Source organism: Streptomyces macrolidinus (genome assembly GCF_023887685.1).
Classification (GTDB): Bacteria; Actinomycetota; Actinomycetes; order Streptomycetales; family Streptomycetaceae; genus Streptomyces; species Streptomyces macrolidinus.
Genome location: NZ_JAMWMR010000016.1, coordinates 74670 through 90126, shown reverse-complemented (window position 1 = coordinate 90126; position 15457 = coordinate 74670). Strand labels below are relative to the sequence as shown.

The following is a 15457-nucleotide window of genomic DNA, read 5'->3' as shown; positions in this document are numbered from 1 at the left end:
CGCACGGCGATGTCCGCGAGCCCGGCGGAAGCCCCGGCGCGCCCCTTCGCGCACGGGTGATCCCTTGTCCTTCGCACACTGCGACACCGCAGTCACGCTACGCTCACGAGGTTCCTGTTCAGGCAGGCACCTCCCCATCGGATCGACAGCTCATCAGGTATCCCCAGTTCACGGCAGAACGGCACAAGGCGACGAATGCCCCAGCACACCTCCGGGTCAGACCGGGCGGCGCTTCCCCCAGCCGCCCGTGACGGCGGCAGCGTGCGCCCGCCCGCTCCCTCGTCGCTCGACGAGCTGTGGCGGTCGTACAAGGCGACGGGGGACGAGCGGTTGCGGGAGCAACTGATCCTGCACTACTCGCCGCTGGTGAAGTACGTGGCGGGGCGGGTGAGCGTGGGGCTGCCGGCCAATGTGGAGCAGGCGGACTTCGTGTCCTCGGGGGTGTTCGGGCTGATCGACGCGATCGAGAAGTTCGACATCGACCGGGAGATCAAGTTCGAGACGTACGCGATCACCCGGATCCGCGGCGCGATGATCGACGAACTGCGGGCGCTGGACTGGATCCCGCGGTCGGTGCGGCAGAAGGCGCGCAGCGTGGAGCGGGCGTACGCGACGCTGGAGGCGCGGCTGCGGCGGACACCGTCGGAGGGCGAGGTGGCGACGGAGATGGGGATCGGTGTGGAGGACCTCCATGCCGTCTTCAGTCAGCTCTCGCTCGCGAACGTCGTCGCGCTGGAGGAACTGCTGCACGTGGGGGGCGAGGGCGGCAACCGGCTGAGCCTCATGGACACCCTGGAGGACACCGCCGCGGACGATCCGGTCGAGGTCGCCGAGGACCGGGAGCTGCGGCGCTTCCTGGCGCGGGCGATCAACACCCTGCCCGAGCGGGAGAAGACCGTCGTCACGCTGTACTACTACGAGGGCCTCACCCTCGCCGAGATCGGCAATGTGCTCGGGGTGACCGAGAGCCGGGTCAGCCAGATCCACACCAAGTCCGTCCTGCAACTGCGGGCGAAGCTGGCCGCGTTCGGGCGCTGACCCGGGGCGAGGGGCGGCGCTCTGGAGCGCGGGGCGGGCGCGGGTGACTCCCGCCCGCGCGGGGCGGTCCGTAAAGTGGTGGGGTGCCTAGGATTCGAGCGGCCTCTGTGGCCGAGCACCGGTCGATGCAGCGAGCCGCCCTGCTGGACGCGGCCCGGTCCCTCCTGTCCGAGGGTGGTACGGAGGCGTTGACATTCCCCGCCCTCGCCGAGCGGACGGGTCTCGCGCGCTCCTCCGTCTACGAGTACTTCCGCTCCCGTGCGGCTGTCGTCGAGGAGCTGTGCGCGGTCGACTTCCCCGTCTGGGCGGCCGAGGTCGAGGCGGCGATGGCCGCGGCGGACGGTCCCGAGGCGAAGGTCGAGGCGTATGTGCGCCGCCAGCTCGCGCTCGTGGGGGACCGGCGGCACCGGGCCGTGGTCGCCATCTCCGCGAGCGAGCTGGACGCCGGGGCCCGCGAGAAGATCCGCGCGGCGCACGGCGGGCTCGTCGCGATGATCGTCGAGGCCCTCGACGCGATGGGGCACCAGGAGCCCCGGCTGGCGGCGATGCTGCTCCAGGGCGTGGTCGACGCGGCGGTACGGCGCATCGAACTGGGCGCCGCGGAGGATCCGACGACCATCACGGACGCGGCCGTCGCGATGGCCCTGCGGGGAGTGTGGGGCTGACCCCCGAGCCCGCCCGGCACTGACCCCGTACGGGGCCGGGTGCAGGCCCTCCCGAGTGAGCCCCGAGCTGACCTCACGCCGAGCCCGTACGGGCCTCCGAGCTGTGACCCCGCGCTGAGTAACGGGCCGACCAGGCCGGGCGCGCGCCCCCAGCGCGTCATATCCCCGGCGTCGGCGTAGGCACCCCCTCCACCGGGAGCAGGCGGGAGTGCGTCCCGTGCAGTAGCCACGGCGGTAGCAGGGACAGCGGGTTCAGGTAGGTCTCTTCTCTGCGCAGGCCCCAGTGGAGGCACGGAGACGCGCAGTGGGGGGTGGGGGGTTCCAGTGTGCCGAGGGGCTCGCCCGCGGCCACCTCGGTGCCCTGGGGCAGGGTCGCGTGGACGGGCTCGTAGGTCGTTCGCAGGGGTGGGGCGCCCGTACCTGTCAGGTCCACGGAGATCACGCCCCGGCCCGCCACTCTGCCCGCGAAGGCCACCCGGCCGGCGGCGACCGTTCGGACCGGATCGCCCGGGGCCGCCGCCAGGTCCACGCCGCGGTGGCCCGGCCCGTACGCGCGCGACGGAGGCTCCCAGCCCCGTACGACCGCGGGGCGGGTGCCCACCGGCCAGTTCCGGGCCAGCGCCGGCACATCGGGCCCCGGCGCGGACCGCACCACGTCCGGCTTCGGGGCGTCCCACGTGCCCGCCCAGGCCACCGTGCTCAGCGCGCTGACCACCATCAGCAGCAGCACGGCACTTCGTTTCGCTCGCATGCGAGAACCGTGCCGCACACCGGCCGATCACGGCCCTGGGCTGTGGACAACCAGCGGCTTGTGGACAGTGGCGTCACCCGCCGCCCCGTCGGTCCCGTACACTTCTTGTGCGATCCGGGTCACCGGGTCGACTTCGCACGCCCCGACACCAGGCCGTCACCAGGTTGGTGTCAGCGCCCCTCGGTCCTTCGTGGCACGGCGCATCGCGGGCGTCAGGCGCGAGTGCCATCCGGCACCCGCGGCACAACCGAGACAACTCAAGGAGAACGGCCATGGCCGTCGTCACGATGCGGGAGCTGCTGGAGAGCGGCGTCCACTTCGGTCACCAGACCCGTCGCTGGAACCCGAAGATGAAGCGCTTCATCTTCACCGAGCGCAACGGCATCTACATCATCGACCTGCTCCAGTCGCTGTCGTACATCGACCGCGCCTACGAGTTCGTCAAGGAGACCGTCGCCCACGGCGGCACCGTCATGTTCGTCGGCACGAAGAAGCAGGCGCAGGAGGCCATCGCCGAGCAGGCCACCCGCGTCGGCATGCCCTACGTCAACCAGCGCTGGCTGGGCGGCATGCTCACCAACTTCTCGACCGTCTACAAGCGCCTCCAGCGCCTCAAGGAGCTCGAGCAGATCGACTTCGAGGACGTCGCGGCCTCGGGTCTGACCAAGAAGGAGCTCCTGGTCCTCTCCCGCGAGAAGGCCAAGCTGGAGAAGACCCTCGGCGGTATCCGCGAGATGCAGAAGGTGCCGAGCGCCGTCTGGATCGTGGACACCAAGAAGGAGCACATCGCGGTCGGCGAGGCCCGCAAGCTCAACATCCCGGTCGTCGCCATCCTCGACACCAACTGCGACCCCGACGAGGTCGACTACAAGATCCCGGGTAACGACGACGCCATCCGCTCCGTCACCCTGCTCACCCGCGTGATCGCCGACGCCGTCGCCGAGGGCCTCATCGCCCGTTCCGGTGTCGCCACCGAGGGCAAGGGCGAGAAGGCCGCGGGCGAGCCGCTCGCCGAGTGGGAGCGCGACCTGCTCGAGGGCGAGAAGAAGGCTGACGCCGAGAAGGCCGCTCCGGCTGCCGAGGCCCCGGCTGCCGAGGCCCCCGCCGCCGAGGCTCCGGCCGCCGAGGGCGAGCAGGCCTGATCTTCAGGGCCGTTCGGCTGATGTGAGGGCGGGTGGCGCCGACCGCGCCGCCCGCCGTTCACCCGCAGCCCTGAGATCTTCGTAGCCCGTAGATCTCTGGCGGCCGTCCGCGCAACGCGGCGGCGGTCGCCGACTTCGAGACTTCGAACTCCGAGAAGAGATTCACAGATCATGGCGAACTACACCGCCGCCGACGTCAAGAAGCTCCGTGAGCTCACGGGCGCCGGCATGATGGACTGCAAGAAGGCGCTGGACGAGGCCGAGGGCAACGTCGAGAAGGCCGTCGAGGCGCTCCGGATCAAGGGCCAGAAGGGCGTCGCCAAGCGCGAGGGCCGCTCCGCCGAGAACGGCGCCGTGGTCTCCATCCTCGCCGACGACAACTCCTCCGGTGTCCTCGTCGAGCTGAAGTGCGAGACGGACTTCGTCGCCAAGGGCGAGAAGTTCCAGGCCGTGGCCAAGGCCATCGCCGAGCACGTCGTCAAGTCCTCCCCGGCCGACATCGAGGCGCTGCTCGCCTCCGAGATCGAGCCCGGCAAGACCGTCCAGGCGTTCGTCGACGAGGCCAACGCCAACCTGGGCGAGAAGATCGTCCTGGACCGCTTCGCGCAGTACGCCGACGGTTTCGTGACGGCCTACATGCACCGCACCATGCCCGACCTGCCGCCGCAGATCGGTGTCCTGGTCGAGTTCGACAAGCCGAACAACGACGTCGCCCGTGGTGTCGCCCAGCACATCGCAGCCTTCGCGCCGAAGTACCTCTCCAAGGAGGACGTCCCGGCCGAGGTCGTCGAGTCCGAGCGCCGCATCGCCGAGGAGACCACCCGCGCCGAGGGCAAGCCCGAGGCCGCCCTCCCGAAGATCGTCGAGGGTCGTCTCAACGGCTTCTTCAAGGACGCGACGCTGCTCGGTCAGCCGTACGCGCTCGACAACAAGAAGTCCGTCCAGAAGGTTCTGGACGAGGCGGGTGTCACCCTGAAGCGCTTCACGCGTATCAAGGTCGGCATCTGAGTCCGTACCGCGCTCGACGTGCGACCCCGGTAGGGTCGACAGCAGTCGTCCGGGTACGCCGCCCCGCACCCGTGCGAGGCGGACGACAACAGATTTGACGAGGAGGCCATTGCCGCGCATGGGATGTGAATCACCCACCGGCAATGGCCTTCTTCGTATGTGCACCACGAGGAGAACTCCATGACCACCAAGGCCGAGAAGAGCGACGACGGCAAAGTACGCGGCCGGTTTCTGCTGAAGCTGTCCGGAGAGGCGTTCTCCGGGGGAACCGGACTCGGCGTCGACCCGGACGTGGTGCACGCCATCGCCCGTGAGATCGCGGCCGTGGTCCGCGACGGCTCCGAGATCGCGGTCGTCATCGGCGGCGGCAACTTCTTCCGCGGCGCCGAACTCCAGCAGCGCGGCATGGACCGGGCCCGCTCCGACTACATGGGCATGCTCGGCACGGTCATGAACTGCCTGGCCCTCCAGGACTTCCTGGAGAAGGAGGGCATCGACTCGCGCGTCCAGACGGCCATCACCATGGGCCAGGTCGCCGAGCCGTACATCCCGCTGCGCGCCGTGCGCCACCTGGAGAAGGGCCGCGTGGTCATCTTCGGCGCCGGTATGGGCATGCCGTACTTCTCCACCGACACGACCGCCGCCCAGCGCGCCCTGGAGATCGACGCCGAGGCCCTGCTCATGGGCAAGAACGGCGTGGACGGGGTCTACGACTCCGACCCGAAGACCAACCCCGAGGCCGTCAAGTTCGACTCGCTCGGCTACGGCGAGGTCATCACCCGCGACCTCAAGGTCGCCGACATGACCGCCATCACGCTGTGCCGGGACAACAGCCTGCCCATCCTGGTCTTCGAGCTCCTGGCCGAGGGCAATATCGCACGGGCGGTCAAGGGTGAGAAGATCGGCACACTCGTGGGTGACCAGGGCAGCCGGGACTGACCGGAGACCCACTCGTCGGGGTGCGAACCCCGTTCGGGTGACGGCTTCCGACCGGAGGGATGGACAATGTCCTACCGGTCGGGAACCGTGCAGCAAGAAGACGCGACGCAGCCGGCCGCGGACCGACGAGTGCCAGCCGCCGGGCCTACTCAAGACACGCAGGAGCAAGTGGTGATCGAAGAGACCCTCCTCGAGGCCGAGGAGAAGATGGAGAAGGCCGTCGTAGTCGCCAAGGAGGACTTCGCCGCGATCCGCACCGGGCGTGCGCACCCGGCGATGTTCAACAAGATCGTCGCCGACTACTACGGCGCAGCGACGCCGATCAACCAGTTGGCCTCGTTCTCGGTGCCGGAGCCGCGCATGGCCGTGGTGACCCCGTTCGACAAGAGCGCGCTGCGCAACATCGAGCAGGCGATCCGCGACTCCGACCTGGGCGTCAACCCGAGCAACGACGGCAACATCATCCGCGTGGTGTTCCCCGAGCTGACCGAGGAGCGCCGCCGCGACTACATCAAGGTCGCCAAGGGCAAGGCCGAGGACGCCAAGGTCTCGATCCGTTCCGTGCGCCGCAAGGCCAAGGACGCCATCGACAAGCTGGTCAAGGACGGCGAGGTCGGCGAGGACGAGGGCCGTCGTGCGGAGAAGGAGCTCGACGACACCACGGCGAAGTACGTCGCACAGGTGGACGAGCTGCTCAAGCACAAGGAAGCCGAGCTGCTCGAGGTCTGATGAACGACTCTCCCTGGGGAGCGCCGCCACAGGCCGCCGGGTACCGGGGGCCCGCCGAGCGCGGGCCCGGCCAGGCCCCCGGCCCGGCGGGGCCCGCGTACGATGCGCGGGACGCTCGGCAGCGGACGCGCCCCATGCCCACCGTGCCCGACGTGTCCGCCTTCGGCGGAGACCAGGGTGACGACCGCGGGGCCGCCCGGCCGGGTGGCCCCTTGTTCCGCGACGACACGCCGTCGGCCACGCCCTATGGGGCGGCGCCGCAGAATCCGGAGCCCATGCCCGACGCCCCGCAGCCGGCGCCCGCACGGCAGAAGAAGAGCGCGGGCCGCGACCTGGGCGCGGCCATAGGAGTCGGCGTCGGGCTGGGCGTCGTGATCATCGCGTCGTTGTTCGTCGTCAAGGCCGTGTTCGTCGGCGTGATTGCGGTCGCCGTCGTGGTGGGCCTGTGGGAGCTGACGAACCGGCTGGAGGAGCGCAAGGGCATCAAGGCGCCCCTCGTCCCGCTGGCCGTCGGCGGCGCGGCGATGGTCGTCGCCGGGTACGTACGCGGCGCCGAGGGCGCCTGGGTGGCGATGGCGCTCACCGCGCTCGCGGTCCTGGTCTGGCGGATGACCGAGCCGCCGGACGGCTATCTGAGGGACGTCACGGCGGGCCTCTTCGCGGCCTTCTACGTGCCGTTCCTCGCCACGTTCGTCTCGATGATGCTGACCGCGTCGGACGGTCCGCAGCGTGTGCTGACGTTCCTGCTGCTGACGGTCGTCAGCGACACGGGCGCGTACGCGGTCGGCTGGCGCTTCGGCAAGAACAAGCTCGCGCCGCGCATCAGCCCCGGCAAGACCCGTGAGGGCCTGGTCGGCGCGGTCGCCTTCGCGATGGCGGCGGGCGCGCTGTGCATGCACTTCCTGGTCGACGGCGGTGCGTGGTGGCAGGGGCTCCTGCTGGGCCTCGCGGCGGCGGTCAGCGCCACGCTCGGCGACCTCGGCGAGTCGATGATCAAGCGAGACCTCGGCATCAAGGACATGGGCACCCTGCTGCCGGGCCACGGCGGCATCATGGACCGCCTGGACTCGCTGCTGCCGACGGCCCCGGTGGTCTGGCTGCTGCTGGTCGTCTTCGTCGGCGCGGGCTGAGGACAGGACATACGGAAGAGGCCCGTCGCCATGGCGCGACGGGCCTCTTCCGTATACGAAGAGCCCGGTCGCGGCCTTCCGCTGTGGCAAGGGCGACAGCCCCGCACCGGGAAGAACCCGTACGAGGGTCTGCGACACTGGTAGGACCATGCCCAAGCCCGGAGAACTCACTTTCGTCGCGCCGCGCGGAGCCAAGCAGCCGCCGCGGCATCTTGCCGATCTCACGCCCGCCGAGCGCAAGGAGGCGGTCGCGGCCATCGGCGAGAAGCCGTTCCGCGCCAAGCAGCTCTCGCAGCACTACTTCGCGCGGTACACGCAGGACCCCGAGCAGTGGACCGACATCCCGGCCGGTTCCCGCGCCGGGCTCCAGGAGGCGCTGCTTCCGGAGTTGATGACGGTCGTCCGGCATCTGTCGACCGATCAGGACACGACGCGCAAGACGCTGTGGCGGCTGTTCGACGGCACGCTCGTCGAGTCCGTGCTCATGCGCTATCCGGACCGGGTCACCATGTGCATCAGCTCCCAGGCGGGCTGCGGCATGAACTGCCCGTTCTGCGCGACCGGGCAGGCCGGTCTCGACCGCAACCTCTCCACCGGCGAGATCGTGCACCAGATCGTGGACGGCATGAGGGCGCTGCGCGACGGTGAGATCCCCGGTGGTCCCGCGCGCCTGTCCAACATCGTCTTCATGGGCATGGGCGAGCCGCTCGCCAACTACAAGCGCGTGATCGGCGCCATCCGGGCGCTCACCGATCCCACGCCGGACGGCCTCGGCCTCTCGCAGCGCGGCATCACCGTCTCGACCGTCGGACTGGTGCCCGCCATCCACCGCTTCGCGGACGAGGGCTTCAAGTGCCGCCTCGCCATCTCCCTGCACGCACCGGACGACGAACTGCGCGACACCCTCGTCCCCGTCAACACCCGCTGGAAGGTCGGCGAGGTACTGGACGCCGGCTTCGAGTACGCCGCCAAGTCCGGGCGGCGGCTGTCCATCGAGTACGCGCTGATCCGGGACATCAACGACCAGGCGTGGCGCGGCGATCGGCTCGGCCGCCTCCTCAAGGGCAAGCCGGTGCACGTCAATCTGATCCCGCTGAACCCGACGCCCGGCTCGAAGTGGACCGCGTCACGGCCCGAGGACGAGAAGGCGTTCGTCGAGGCGATCGCGGCCCATGGGGTGCCGGTGACCATCCGGGACACCCGCGGCCAGGAGATCGACGGAGCGTGTGGACAACTGGCGGCGAGCGAGCGGTAGTCTGAACTCCGTACGTACATCTTCATATTCCGACAGGGGAGCGCCACAGCGCTGAGAGTGCGGTAACGACCGCAGACCCTCTGAACCTCGCCCAGGTCATTCTGGGTAGGAAGTTCGGTCTTCACTCAAGCTGCTGCGCCCTGCCCCGGCCCGTGCGGGTCATCGGGGCAGGGCCGCGTCTCTTCCTGGTCACTCCAGGAGGAATTCAGTGCACATCACCGGCAGGACGCTCGCGGCCATGGCCGTCGGGCTCGGCATGGTCACGCTGTCCGCGTGCGGGTCGTCCACCTCCACGAACGGGAGCGGCGGCGACTCCAAGACCGTGACCCTCGTGAGCCATGACTCGTGGGCCGCCTCGAAGAGCGTCATAGCGGCGTTCGAGAAGGAGTCCGGGTACAAGGTCAAGGTCCTCAAGGACGGTGACGCGGGCCAGGCCGTCAACAAGGCGATCCTGACCAAGGACAACCCGCAGGGCGACGTCTTCTTCGGCGTCGACAACACCCTGCTCTCGCGGGCCCTCGACAACGGGCTGTTCCAGTCGTACGAGCCGAAGGGCTACGACAAGGTCGTGAAGAGGTATCGGGCCGACGAGGACCGGCACCGGGTCACTCCGATCGACTCCGGCGACATCTGCGTCAACTACGACAAGAAGTACTTCGCCGACCACAAGCTGACCCCGCCCGCCACGTTCGACGACCTCGTCAAGCCCGCGTACAAGAACCTCCTGGTCACCGAGGACGCGTCCACGTCCTCGCCCGGCCTCGGCTTCCTGCTCGGGACCGCCGCGAAGTACGGGGACGACGGCTGGCAGGGGTACTGGAAGAAGCTGAAGGCCAACGGCGTGAAGGTGGCCGAGGGCTGGGAGCAGGCGTACAACGAGGAGTTCTCCGGCTCCGCCGGGGGCAAGAAGGCCGGGGGCGATCGACCGCTCGTCGTGTCGTACGCCTCCTCGCCGCCCGTCGAGGTCGTCTACGCCGAGCCGCGGCCCGAGACCGCGCCGACCGGGGTGGCCCAGGGCACCTGCTTCCAGCAGGTCGAGTACGCCGGGCTGCTCAGCAACGCCAAGAACAGCAAGGGGGGCAAGGCGCTGCTCGACTTCATGATCAGCGAGAGGTTCCAGCAGGACATGCCGCTGAACATGTTCGTCTACCCGGTGCGGGAGACCGCCCAGTTGCCGGCGGAGTTCGTCAAGTGGGGCCCGCAGGCGAAGAACCCCGAGACCATGGCCCCCGCCAAGGTCGCCGCCAACCGTGACCAGTGGGTCAAGTCGTGGACATCGCTCGTACTGAAGTAGCCCCGCGGCCGAGGGGGAACGCGGCGCGGCTCGGGCTCATGGCCCTGCCCGTCGCGTTCTTCGCGGTCTTCTTCGCCTACCCGGTCGCCGCGATCGTCGCGCGCGGCCTCCGTATCGACGGCGCCTGGCACCTCGGGCGGATCACGGAGGTGCTCGCGGAGCCCGGCGTCGGGCAGGTGCTGTGGTTCACGACATGGCAGGCGCTCGCCTCGACCGCGCTCACGCTGCTGGTCGCGCTGCCGGGCGCCTATGTGTTCGCGCGCCTGGACTTCCCCGGCAAGCGGATGCTGCGGGCGGTCGTCACCGTTCCGTTCGTCCTGCCGACGGTCGTCGTCGGTACGGCCTTCCTGGCGCTCGTCGGCCGCGGCGGACTCCTCGACGACCTGTGGGGGGTGCGGCTCGACGGGACCGTGTGGGCCGTGCTGCTCGCCCATGTCTTCTTCAACTACGCCGTCGTCGTCCGCACGGTCGGCGGTCTGTGGGCCCAGCTCGACCCGCGCCAGGAGGAAGCGGCCCGGATGCTCGGCGCCTCCCGGCTCACGGCTTGGCGCACGGTGACACTGCCCGCCCTCGGCCCGGCCGTGGCCGCCGCCGCGCTGATGGTGTTCCTGTTCACCTTCACCTCCTTCGGTGTGGTGCAGATCCTGGGCGGCCCGGGGTTCTCCACGATCGAGGTCGAGATCTACCGGCAGACCTCGCAGATCTTCGACCTGTCCACCGCGGCCGTGCTGACGCTCGTCCAGTTCGCCGCGGTGGGCGCGATCCTCGGGGTGCACGCCTGGACGGTCCGCCGCGGCGAGAGCACTCTGCGCCTGGTCGACGCGGCGCGCACGGCGCGCACACCGCGCGGGGCGGGGCAGCGGGCGCTGCTGGGCGCGGTCCTCGCCACGATCGCGGTGCTGCTCGTCCTGCCGCTCGCCGTCCTCGTCGCGCGCTCGTTCGACGCGCCCGGGTTCGGGTACTACACGGCGCTGACGCGCACCGACGGTGGCACCTTCCTCGTGGCGCCGATCGAGGCGGTCGGCAACTCGCTGCGCTACGCCGTCGCCGCCACGCTCATCGCCGTACTGATCGGCTCCCTCGCCGCCGCGGCCCTCGCCCGCAAGGGGGCCGGCCGTCTCGTACGCGGCTTCGACGCGCTGCTGATGCTGCCGCTCGGGGTGTCCGCGGTGACCGTCGGCTTCGGCTTCCTGATCACCCTCGACGAGCCGCCCCTGGATCTGCGGGCTTCCTGGATCCTGGTGCCGCTCGCGCAGGCCCTGGTGGGCGCCCCGTTCGTGGTGCGCACCATGCTGCCCGTACTGCGGGCCGTGGACGAACGGCTGCGCGAGGCGGCGGCCGTGCTCGGAGCGTCGCCCTGGCGGGTGTGGCGGGAGGTCGACCTGCCGATCGTCCGGCGGGCGCTGCTGATCGCGGCCGGGTTCGCGTTCGCTGTGTCGCTCGGCGAGTTCGGCGCGACGGTGTTCATCGCACGGCCCGACAACCCGACGCTGCCGGTCGCGGTGGCACGGCTCCTCGGACGACCCGGCGATCTCAACTACGGCCAGGCCATGGCCCTTTCGACGATCCTGATGGTGGTGTGCGCGGTGGCGCTGCTGGTGCTCGAACGACTGCGTACGGAGCCTACGGAGCGGGGGGTGGTGTGACGATGCTCAGGCTGGACGGGGCGAGCGTGCGCTTCGCCGGACACACGGCGCTCGACGGCGTCGAACTGGACGTCGCCGAGCGCGAGATCGTCTGCGTGCTCGGACCCAGCGGCGGCGGCAAGTCGACGCTGCTGCGCACCGTGGCCGGGCTGCAACCGCTCGACTCCGGCCGGGTGTTCCTCGACGGCCGGGACCTCGGCGGCGTGCCCGCGCACCGCCGGGGCGTCGGGCTGATGTTCCAGGACCATCAGCTCTTCCCGCAGCGGGACGTGGGCGGCAACGTCGCCTTCGGGCTCCGTATGCACGGCGCGTCGCGTCAGGAACAGGAGCGCCGCGTACGGGAGTTGCTCGATCTCGTCGGTCTGCCCGGGGCGGAGCGCCGGGCGGTCGCCTCGCTCTCCGGCGGGGAGCAGCAGCGGGTCGCGCTCGCCCGTGCCCTCGCGCCCCGGCCGCGGCTGCTGATGCTGGACGAGCCGCTCGGTCAGCTCGACCGCTCGCTGCGCGAACGCCTGGTCGTCGAACTGCGCGGAGTCTTCCGGACGTTGGGGACGACCGTGCTCGCCGTCACCCATGACCAGGGCGAGGCCTTCGCGCTCGCGGACCGGGTCGTCGTCATGCGTGAGGGGCGGATCGCCCAGTCCGGTACGCCACTTGAGGTGTGGCAGCGCCCCGCGGACGAGTTCGTGGCGCGCTTCCTCGGCTTCGACAACGTGGTGGAGACGACTGTCACCGGTCAGTCCGCGGACACCCCCTGGGGCAAGCTCCCGGTGCCGGAGGACTCCCCGCAGGGGCCGGGCACGCTGCTCGTACGGCCCGCGGGCGTACGGCTGGTGGACGCCGCCGAGGGCCTGCGCTGCACCGTGGCCGCACGCACCTTCCGCGGCACCCATGTCGCGGTGCGCCTGCAGCCCGAGGGGGCGCCCGGCCTGGAGGCGGCGTGCGCACTGCGCGAGGCGCCGGAGCCCGGGGGCACGGTCGGGGTCGTCTTCGACGCCGCCGACGTCGTGGTGCTCGGCGGCGCCTCCCGCACGTAGCACCCGTAACACCCGTACGAGCCCTTCCGTACCACGTCCTTCCGTATACGGACACGGCCCGATACGGACACGGCCCGCCCCCGAAACGGGGCGGGCCGTGTGGTCGTGCGGGCCGGGGCTCAGCCCTGGATCGCCGCCGGGTCCATCCACATGACCTCCCAGGTGTGGCCGTCCAGGTCGTCGAAGGCGCGGCCGTACATGTGGCCGTAGTCCATGGGCTCCCGCGCGGCCGTGGCCCCCGCGGCCAGCGCCCGGTCCACCAACTCGTCGACCTTCGCCCGGCTCTCGGCGCTCAGGCAGAGCAGCACCTCGCTGGTCTTCGTGGCGTCGACGATCTCCTTCGAGGTGAACTCGGCGTAGCGCTGCTTGCCCAGCAGCATTGCGACGATCGTGTCGCTGATGGCGACACAGGCACAGTCGTCCGTCGAGAACTGCGGATTGAGCGAGTAGCCCAGCTCCGTGAAGAACTTCTTCGACGCCTCGACGTCGGCGACGGGCAGGTTCACGAAGATCATCTGCTGGTACATGAAGCACAATCTCCCGGTCTTCGATGATGTGTACGCAGAGACAGACCGGGGCCCGCCGCGAAACTCATCGATGGCCCGCGAAGAGATTTCCCGCAGTCGGTGACCCCCGCCTCAGCCCCGCAGCGGCAGCGCCGCCAGTTCCGCGACGGCCCAGGTCAGCGGCACGAACACCACGATCAGGACGGCCGCGCGCAGCAGCACCGCGTTGCGCAGCAGCGTGGCGGGCGCGCCCAGCCGTACCAGCCCGGCGACCGTGGCGGCCCGTGCCTGCCTCGCCTCGATCGCGGCCACCGCCAGCGTCGCGAGCGTGCAGCCCGCCACCAGCAGTGCGCCCAGCGCGGTGAGCGGCCCGAACGAGCGAGCGGCGTCGGCGGACAGCGCGGCCGTCGCGTACGCCCCGGACGCCACCGCGCTCACCACCCCGAGCGGTCGCCCGATCCGCCCCGCCTCCTCCTGGAGACCGCGCCCGGCGAGCAGCCGTACGGCACCGGGGCGCACGGCCTGGAGCAGTCGGCCGCACAGGTACGTGAGCGCGGGCCCGGCCAGCGTCAGCCCGAGCGCGGTCAGCGCCCAGCCCATCGGTACCGCGAGGGGCCCGCGCGCCGGATCACCGGGCAGCCAGGGGCCGGAAGCGGGGTGCGTACGGCCCGCGTACGTCTCTACGGCCAGGCCCGCGGCGAGCGCGGCCACGCCCCAGGGGAGGCCGCCCGGCGCGGGCCGGGGAGCGGCGGGCCGGTCCGGGTCCACGACCGCACCGGGAACCTCGGCGGCGGGCTCGGCCTCGGGCTCGGCCTCGGCGTTCCGCCGTCCGGCGCGCCGCCGCCGTTCCTCGCGTGGGCGCAGTACCAGTGCGCTCGCCAGGGACGCGGTCACCGGGACCAGCGCGAGCAGGGTGAGCGCCGCGGGCAGGGGCAGCGGCTGGTCCGTGGCGAGGAACTCCGCGGCCCGCCCACCGAGCGCGCCGCCCGGCAGGTCACCCCGTACATGCAGGAAGGCCAGCAGCGCGAGGAGGGAGCCGAACACGGTCGACAGCGCGGTGGTCATGGCCGACAGCGCCATCAGGCGGCCCGGACCGAGGCCGATCGCCGCCAGGCCGGACCGGGGGCGGGTGCCGGGGTCGGTCCGCGCGACGGCGACGGCGAAGTACACGGTGGCGGCCATCGGCGCGAGGCACCAGGCCAGCCGCAGCGCCGAACCGGTCGACGCCTGCGGGTGCGCCAGCGCGTACCCGAGCGTGCACAGCAGCAGGAAGCCCGTGCCCGCCGAGGCCGCGGCGACCAGCAGTCGGCGGAGCTGGACCAGCGGGTGGGCCGCGCGGGCTAGGCGGAGAGCGAGCACGCCGTGCGGCCCTCCGTCTCGGTGAGCGGGGGCAGTTGGAGGGTGTGCACGCGGCGGCCGTCCAGCAGTGAGACGGTGCGGTCGGCGAGGGCGGCGGTGTCCGGGTCCTGGGTGGCCAGGACGACCGTGATGCCGTGCGAGCGGGCCGCCGAGGCGAGGGTGCGCAGCACCTGGACACGGTCGGCGCGGAAGAGCGGGGCGGTGGGCTCGTCGGCGAACAGGACGGTCGGTGCCGCCGCGATCGCCCGTGCGATGGCGACCCGTTGGCGCTCGGACTGGACCAGTTCGTACGGGCGCTTGCGGGCGCAGCCGCCGATGTCGAGACGCTCCAGCCACTCCAGGGCCGCGGCCTTGGCGCGGCGGCGGCTCGTGCCGCGCAGCAGCAGTGACAGGGCGGCGTTCTCCCAGGCGTTCAGTTCCGGGACGAGCAGGGGCACCGGGTCGATCCAGCCGAAGCGGTCGCGGCGCAGCCGTTCGCGGGTGAGCGGCCCCATGGTGTGCACCGGGGTGCTGTTGAACCAGACCTCGCCCTGCTGCGCCGGGAGCAGCCCGGCCAGGCACTGGAGCAGAGTCGTTTTGCCACTGCCGCGCCGGCCGGTGACGGCCAGGATCTCGCCCTCGCGCACACCGAGCGAGACGCCGTTGAGCGCGGGCGAGCCGTTGTGCTGGAAGTGCAGGGCGCGTGCCCAGAGTACGTCGTTGTCCGGCGGGGCCACCATCGCGTACACCTCGGTTCGGATCCGTTGTCCCCCTGTGGGTCCCCCTCCGGGGGACCAGTTCGGGGGACGAAGGCAGGGCCGATCGGTCACAGTGCACCGTGCACGCTAGGCAGCGGGCGGCGGGAGCCAGGACAGCAGACGGCCCCGGACCGCCGTTTTTCACTGGAACGGGCGGTGCGGGGCCGTTGACGGGGTCACCGTCAGGAGGGAGACCCAGCACCCCAACAGGCAACATTCGCCCT

Annotated in this window: 15 protein-coding genes; 11 read left to right on the top strand and 4 right to left on the bottom strand. The window is 71.1% G+C overall.

Annotated features, from left to right (window positions below; all coding sequences use genetic code 11):
* Positions 1 to 195 precede the first annotated feature (195 nt).
* Both whiG and NGF19_RS18635 read left to right on the top strand, forming a co-directional pair.
* A complete protein-coding gene (gene whiG, locus NGF19_RS18640; RefSeq protein WP_252426102.1) occupies positions 196 to 1038 on the top strand; it encodes an RNA polymerase sigma factor WhiG in 843 nt (280 codons plus the stop codon).
* 107 nt (positions 1039 to 1145) lie between these two features.
* A complete protein-coding gene (locus NGF19_RS18635; RefSeq protein ID WP_252426101.1) occupies positions 1146 to 1703 on the top strand; it encodes a TetR/AcrR family transcriptional regulator in 558 nt (185 codons plus the stop codon).
* Between the two features lie 157 nt (positions 1704 to 1860).
* Here NGF19_RS18635 and NGF19_RS18630 read toward each other — a convergent pair whose 3' ends face one another.
* Positions 1861 to 2454 carry a M23 family metallopeptidase gene (locus tag NGF19_RS18630; RefSeq protein WP_252426100.1) on the bottom strand — a complete coding sequence of 198 codons (594 nt, stop codon included), beginning with the start codon at positions 2452 to 2454 and terminating at the stop codon, positions 1861 to 1863.
* A 272-nt stretch (positions 2455 to 2726) separates the two neighbouring features.
* On the opposite strand from NGF19_RS18630, the gene rpsB reads away from it, so the two are divergent.
* The 9 genes from rpsB (at position 2727) to NGF19_RS18585 (ending at position 12631) form a co-directional block, all read left to right on the top strand.
* Entirely contained in the window at positions 2727 to 3596 is an 870-nt protein-coding gene (gene rpsB / locus NGF19_RS18625) for a 30S ribosomal protein S2 (RefSeq protein WP_252426099.1), read from the top strand.
* Between the two features lie 171 nt (positions 3597 to 3767).
* Complete coding sequence (gene tsf / locus NGF19_RS18620) at positions 3768 to 4604, top strand: translation elongation factor Ts (RefSeq protein ID WP_252426098.1); 837 nt, start codon at positions 3768 to 3770, stop codon at positions 4602 to 4604.
* A gap of 180 nt (positions 4605 to 4784) precedes the next feature.
* Positions 4785 to 5543 (top strand): UMP kinase, encoded by a 759-nt coding sequence (gene pyrH / locus NGF19_RS18615; RefSeq protein ID WP_252426097.1) that lies wholly within the window; start codon positions 4785 to 4787, stop codon positions 5541 to 5543.
* 171 nt (positions 5544 to 5714) lie between these two features.
* The gene (gene frr, locus NGF19_RS18610; RefSeq protein WP_252426096.1) at positions 5715 to 6272 is read left to right on the top strand and encodes a ribosome recycling factor; all 558 of its coding nucleotides are present in this window, start codon (positions 5715 to 5717) and stop codon (positions 6270 to 6272) included.
* Positions 6272 to 7402, top strand: coding sequence for a phosphatidate cytidylyltransferase (locus NGF19_RS18605; protein ID WP_252426095.1), 1131 nt, complete (start codon positions 6272 to 6274; stop codon positions 7400 to 7402). Before frr ends, NGF19_RS18605 begins: the two co-directional genes overlap by 1 nt.
* Before the next feature lie 148 nt (positions 7403 to 7550).
* Positions 7551 to 8657 carry a dual-specificity RNA methyltransferase RlmN gene (gene rlmN, locus NGF19_RS18600; protein ID WP_252426094.1) on the top strand — a complete coding sequence of 369 codons (1107 nt, stop codon included), beginning with the start codon at positions 7551 to 7553 and terminating at the stop codon, positions 8655 to 8657.
* Between the two features lie 238 nt (positions 8658 to 8895).
* Positions 8896 to 9951 (top strand): thiamine ABC transporter substrate-binding protein, encoded by a 1056-nt coding sequence (locus tag NGF19_RS18595; protein ID WP_289735624.1) that lies wholly within the window; start codon positions 8896 to 8898, stop codon positions 9949 to 9951.
* A complete protein-coding gene (locus tag NGF19_RS18590) occupies positions 9927 to 11597 on the top strand; it encodes an ABC transporter permease (RefSeq protein ID WP_252426092.1) in 1671 nt (556 codons plus the stop codon). Before NGF19_RS18595 ends, NGF19_RS18590 begins: the two co-directional genes overlap by 25 nt.
* Positions 11598 to 11599: 2 nt before the next feature.
* Positions 11600 to 12631: an ABC transporter ATP-binding protein gene (locus tag NGF19_RS18585; protein ID WP_252426172.1), complete on the top strand. Its 1032-nt coding sequence runs from the start codon at positions 11600 to 11602 to the stop codon at positions 12629 to 12631.
* 119 nt (positions 12632 to 12750) lie between these two features.
* Here the strand turns inward: NGF19_RS18585 and NGF19_RS18580 are convergent, their stop codons facing one another.
* From NGF19_RS18580 to NGF19_RS18570, 3 genes are all read right to left on the bottom strand, one after another.
* Positions 12751 to 13158, bottom strand: coding sequence for a VOC family protein (locus NGF19_RS18580; RefSeq protein ID WP_252426091.1), 408 nt, complete (start codon positions 13156 to 13158; stop codon positions 12751 to 12753).
* A gap of 111 nt (positions 13159 to 13269) precedes the next feature.
* The gene (locus NGF19_RS18575) at positions 13270 to 14496 is read right to left on the bottom strand and encodes a hypothetical protein (protein WP_252426090.1); all 1227 of its coding nucleotides are present in this window, start codon (positions 14494 to 14496) and stop codon (positions 13270 to 13272) included.
* Complete coding sequence (locus NGF19_RS18570; RefSeq protein ID WP_252426089.1) at positions 14478 to 15215, bottom strand: ABC transporter ATP-binding protein; 738 nt, start codon at positions 15213 to 15215, stop codon at positions 14478 to 14480. The genes NGF19_RS18575 and NGF19_RS18570 overlap by 19 nt, the downstream gene beginning before the upstream one ends.
* Between the last annotated feature and the right edge of the window lie 242 nt (positions 15216 to 15457).

Coding starts and splice junctions, on each gene's coding strand:
- whiG (WP_252426102.1), top strand. CDS start 196: ATGCCCCAGCACACCTCCGGGTCAGACCGGGCGGCGCTTCCCCCAGCC.
- NGF19_RS18630 (WP_252426100.1), bottom strand. CDS start 2,454: ATGCGAGCGAAACGAAGTGCCGTGCTGCTGCTGATGGTGGTCAGCGCG.
- rpsB (WP_252426099.1), top strand. CDS start 2,727: ATGGCCGTCGTCACGATGCGGGAGCTGCTGGAGAGCGGCGTCCACTTC.
- tsf (WP_252426098.1), top strand. CDS start 3,768: ATGGCGAACTACACCGCCGCCGACGTCAAGAAGCTCCGTGAGCTCACG.
- pyrH (WP_252426097.1), top strand. CDS start 4,785: ATGACCACCAAGGCCGAGAAGAGCGACGACGGCAAAGTACGCGGCCGG.
- NGF19_RS18605 (WP_252426095.1), top strand. CDS start 6,272: ATGAACGACTCTCCCTGGGGAGCGCCGCCACAGGCCGCCGGGTACCGG.
- rlmN (WP_252426094.1), top strand. CDS start 7,551: ATGCCCAAGCCCGGAGAACTCACTTTCGTCGCGCCGCGCGGAGCCAAG.
- NGF19_RS18595 (WP_289735624.1), top strand. CDS start 8,896: ATGGCCGTCGGGCTCGGCATGGTCACGCTGTCCGCGTGCGGGTCGTCC.
- NGF19_RS18585 (WP_252426172.1), top strand. CDS start 11,600: ATGCTCAGGCTGGACGGGGCGAGCGTGCGCTTCGCCGGACACACGGCG.
- NGF19_RS18580 (WP_252426091.1), bottom strand. CDS start 13,158: ATGTACCAGCAGATGATCTTCGTGAACCTGCCCGTCGCCGACGTCGAG.
- NGF19_RS18570 (WP_252426089.1), bottom strand. CDS start 15,215: ATGGTGGCCCCGCCGGACAACGACGTACTCTGGGCACGCGCCCTGCAC.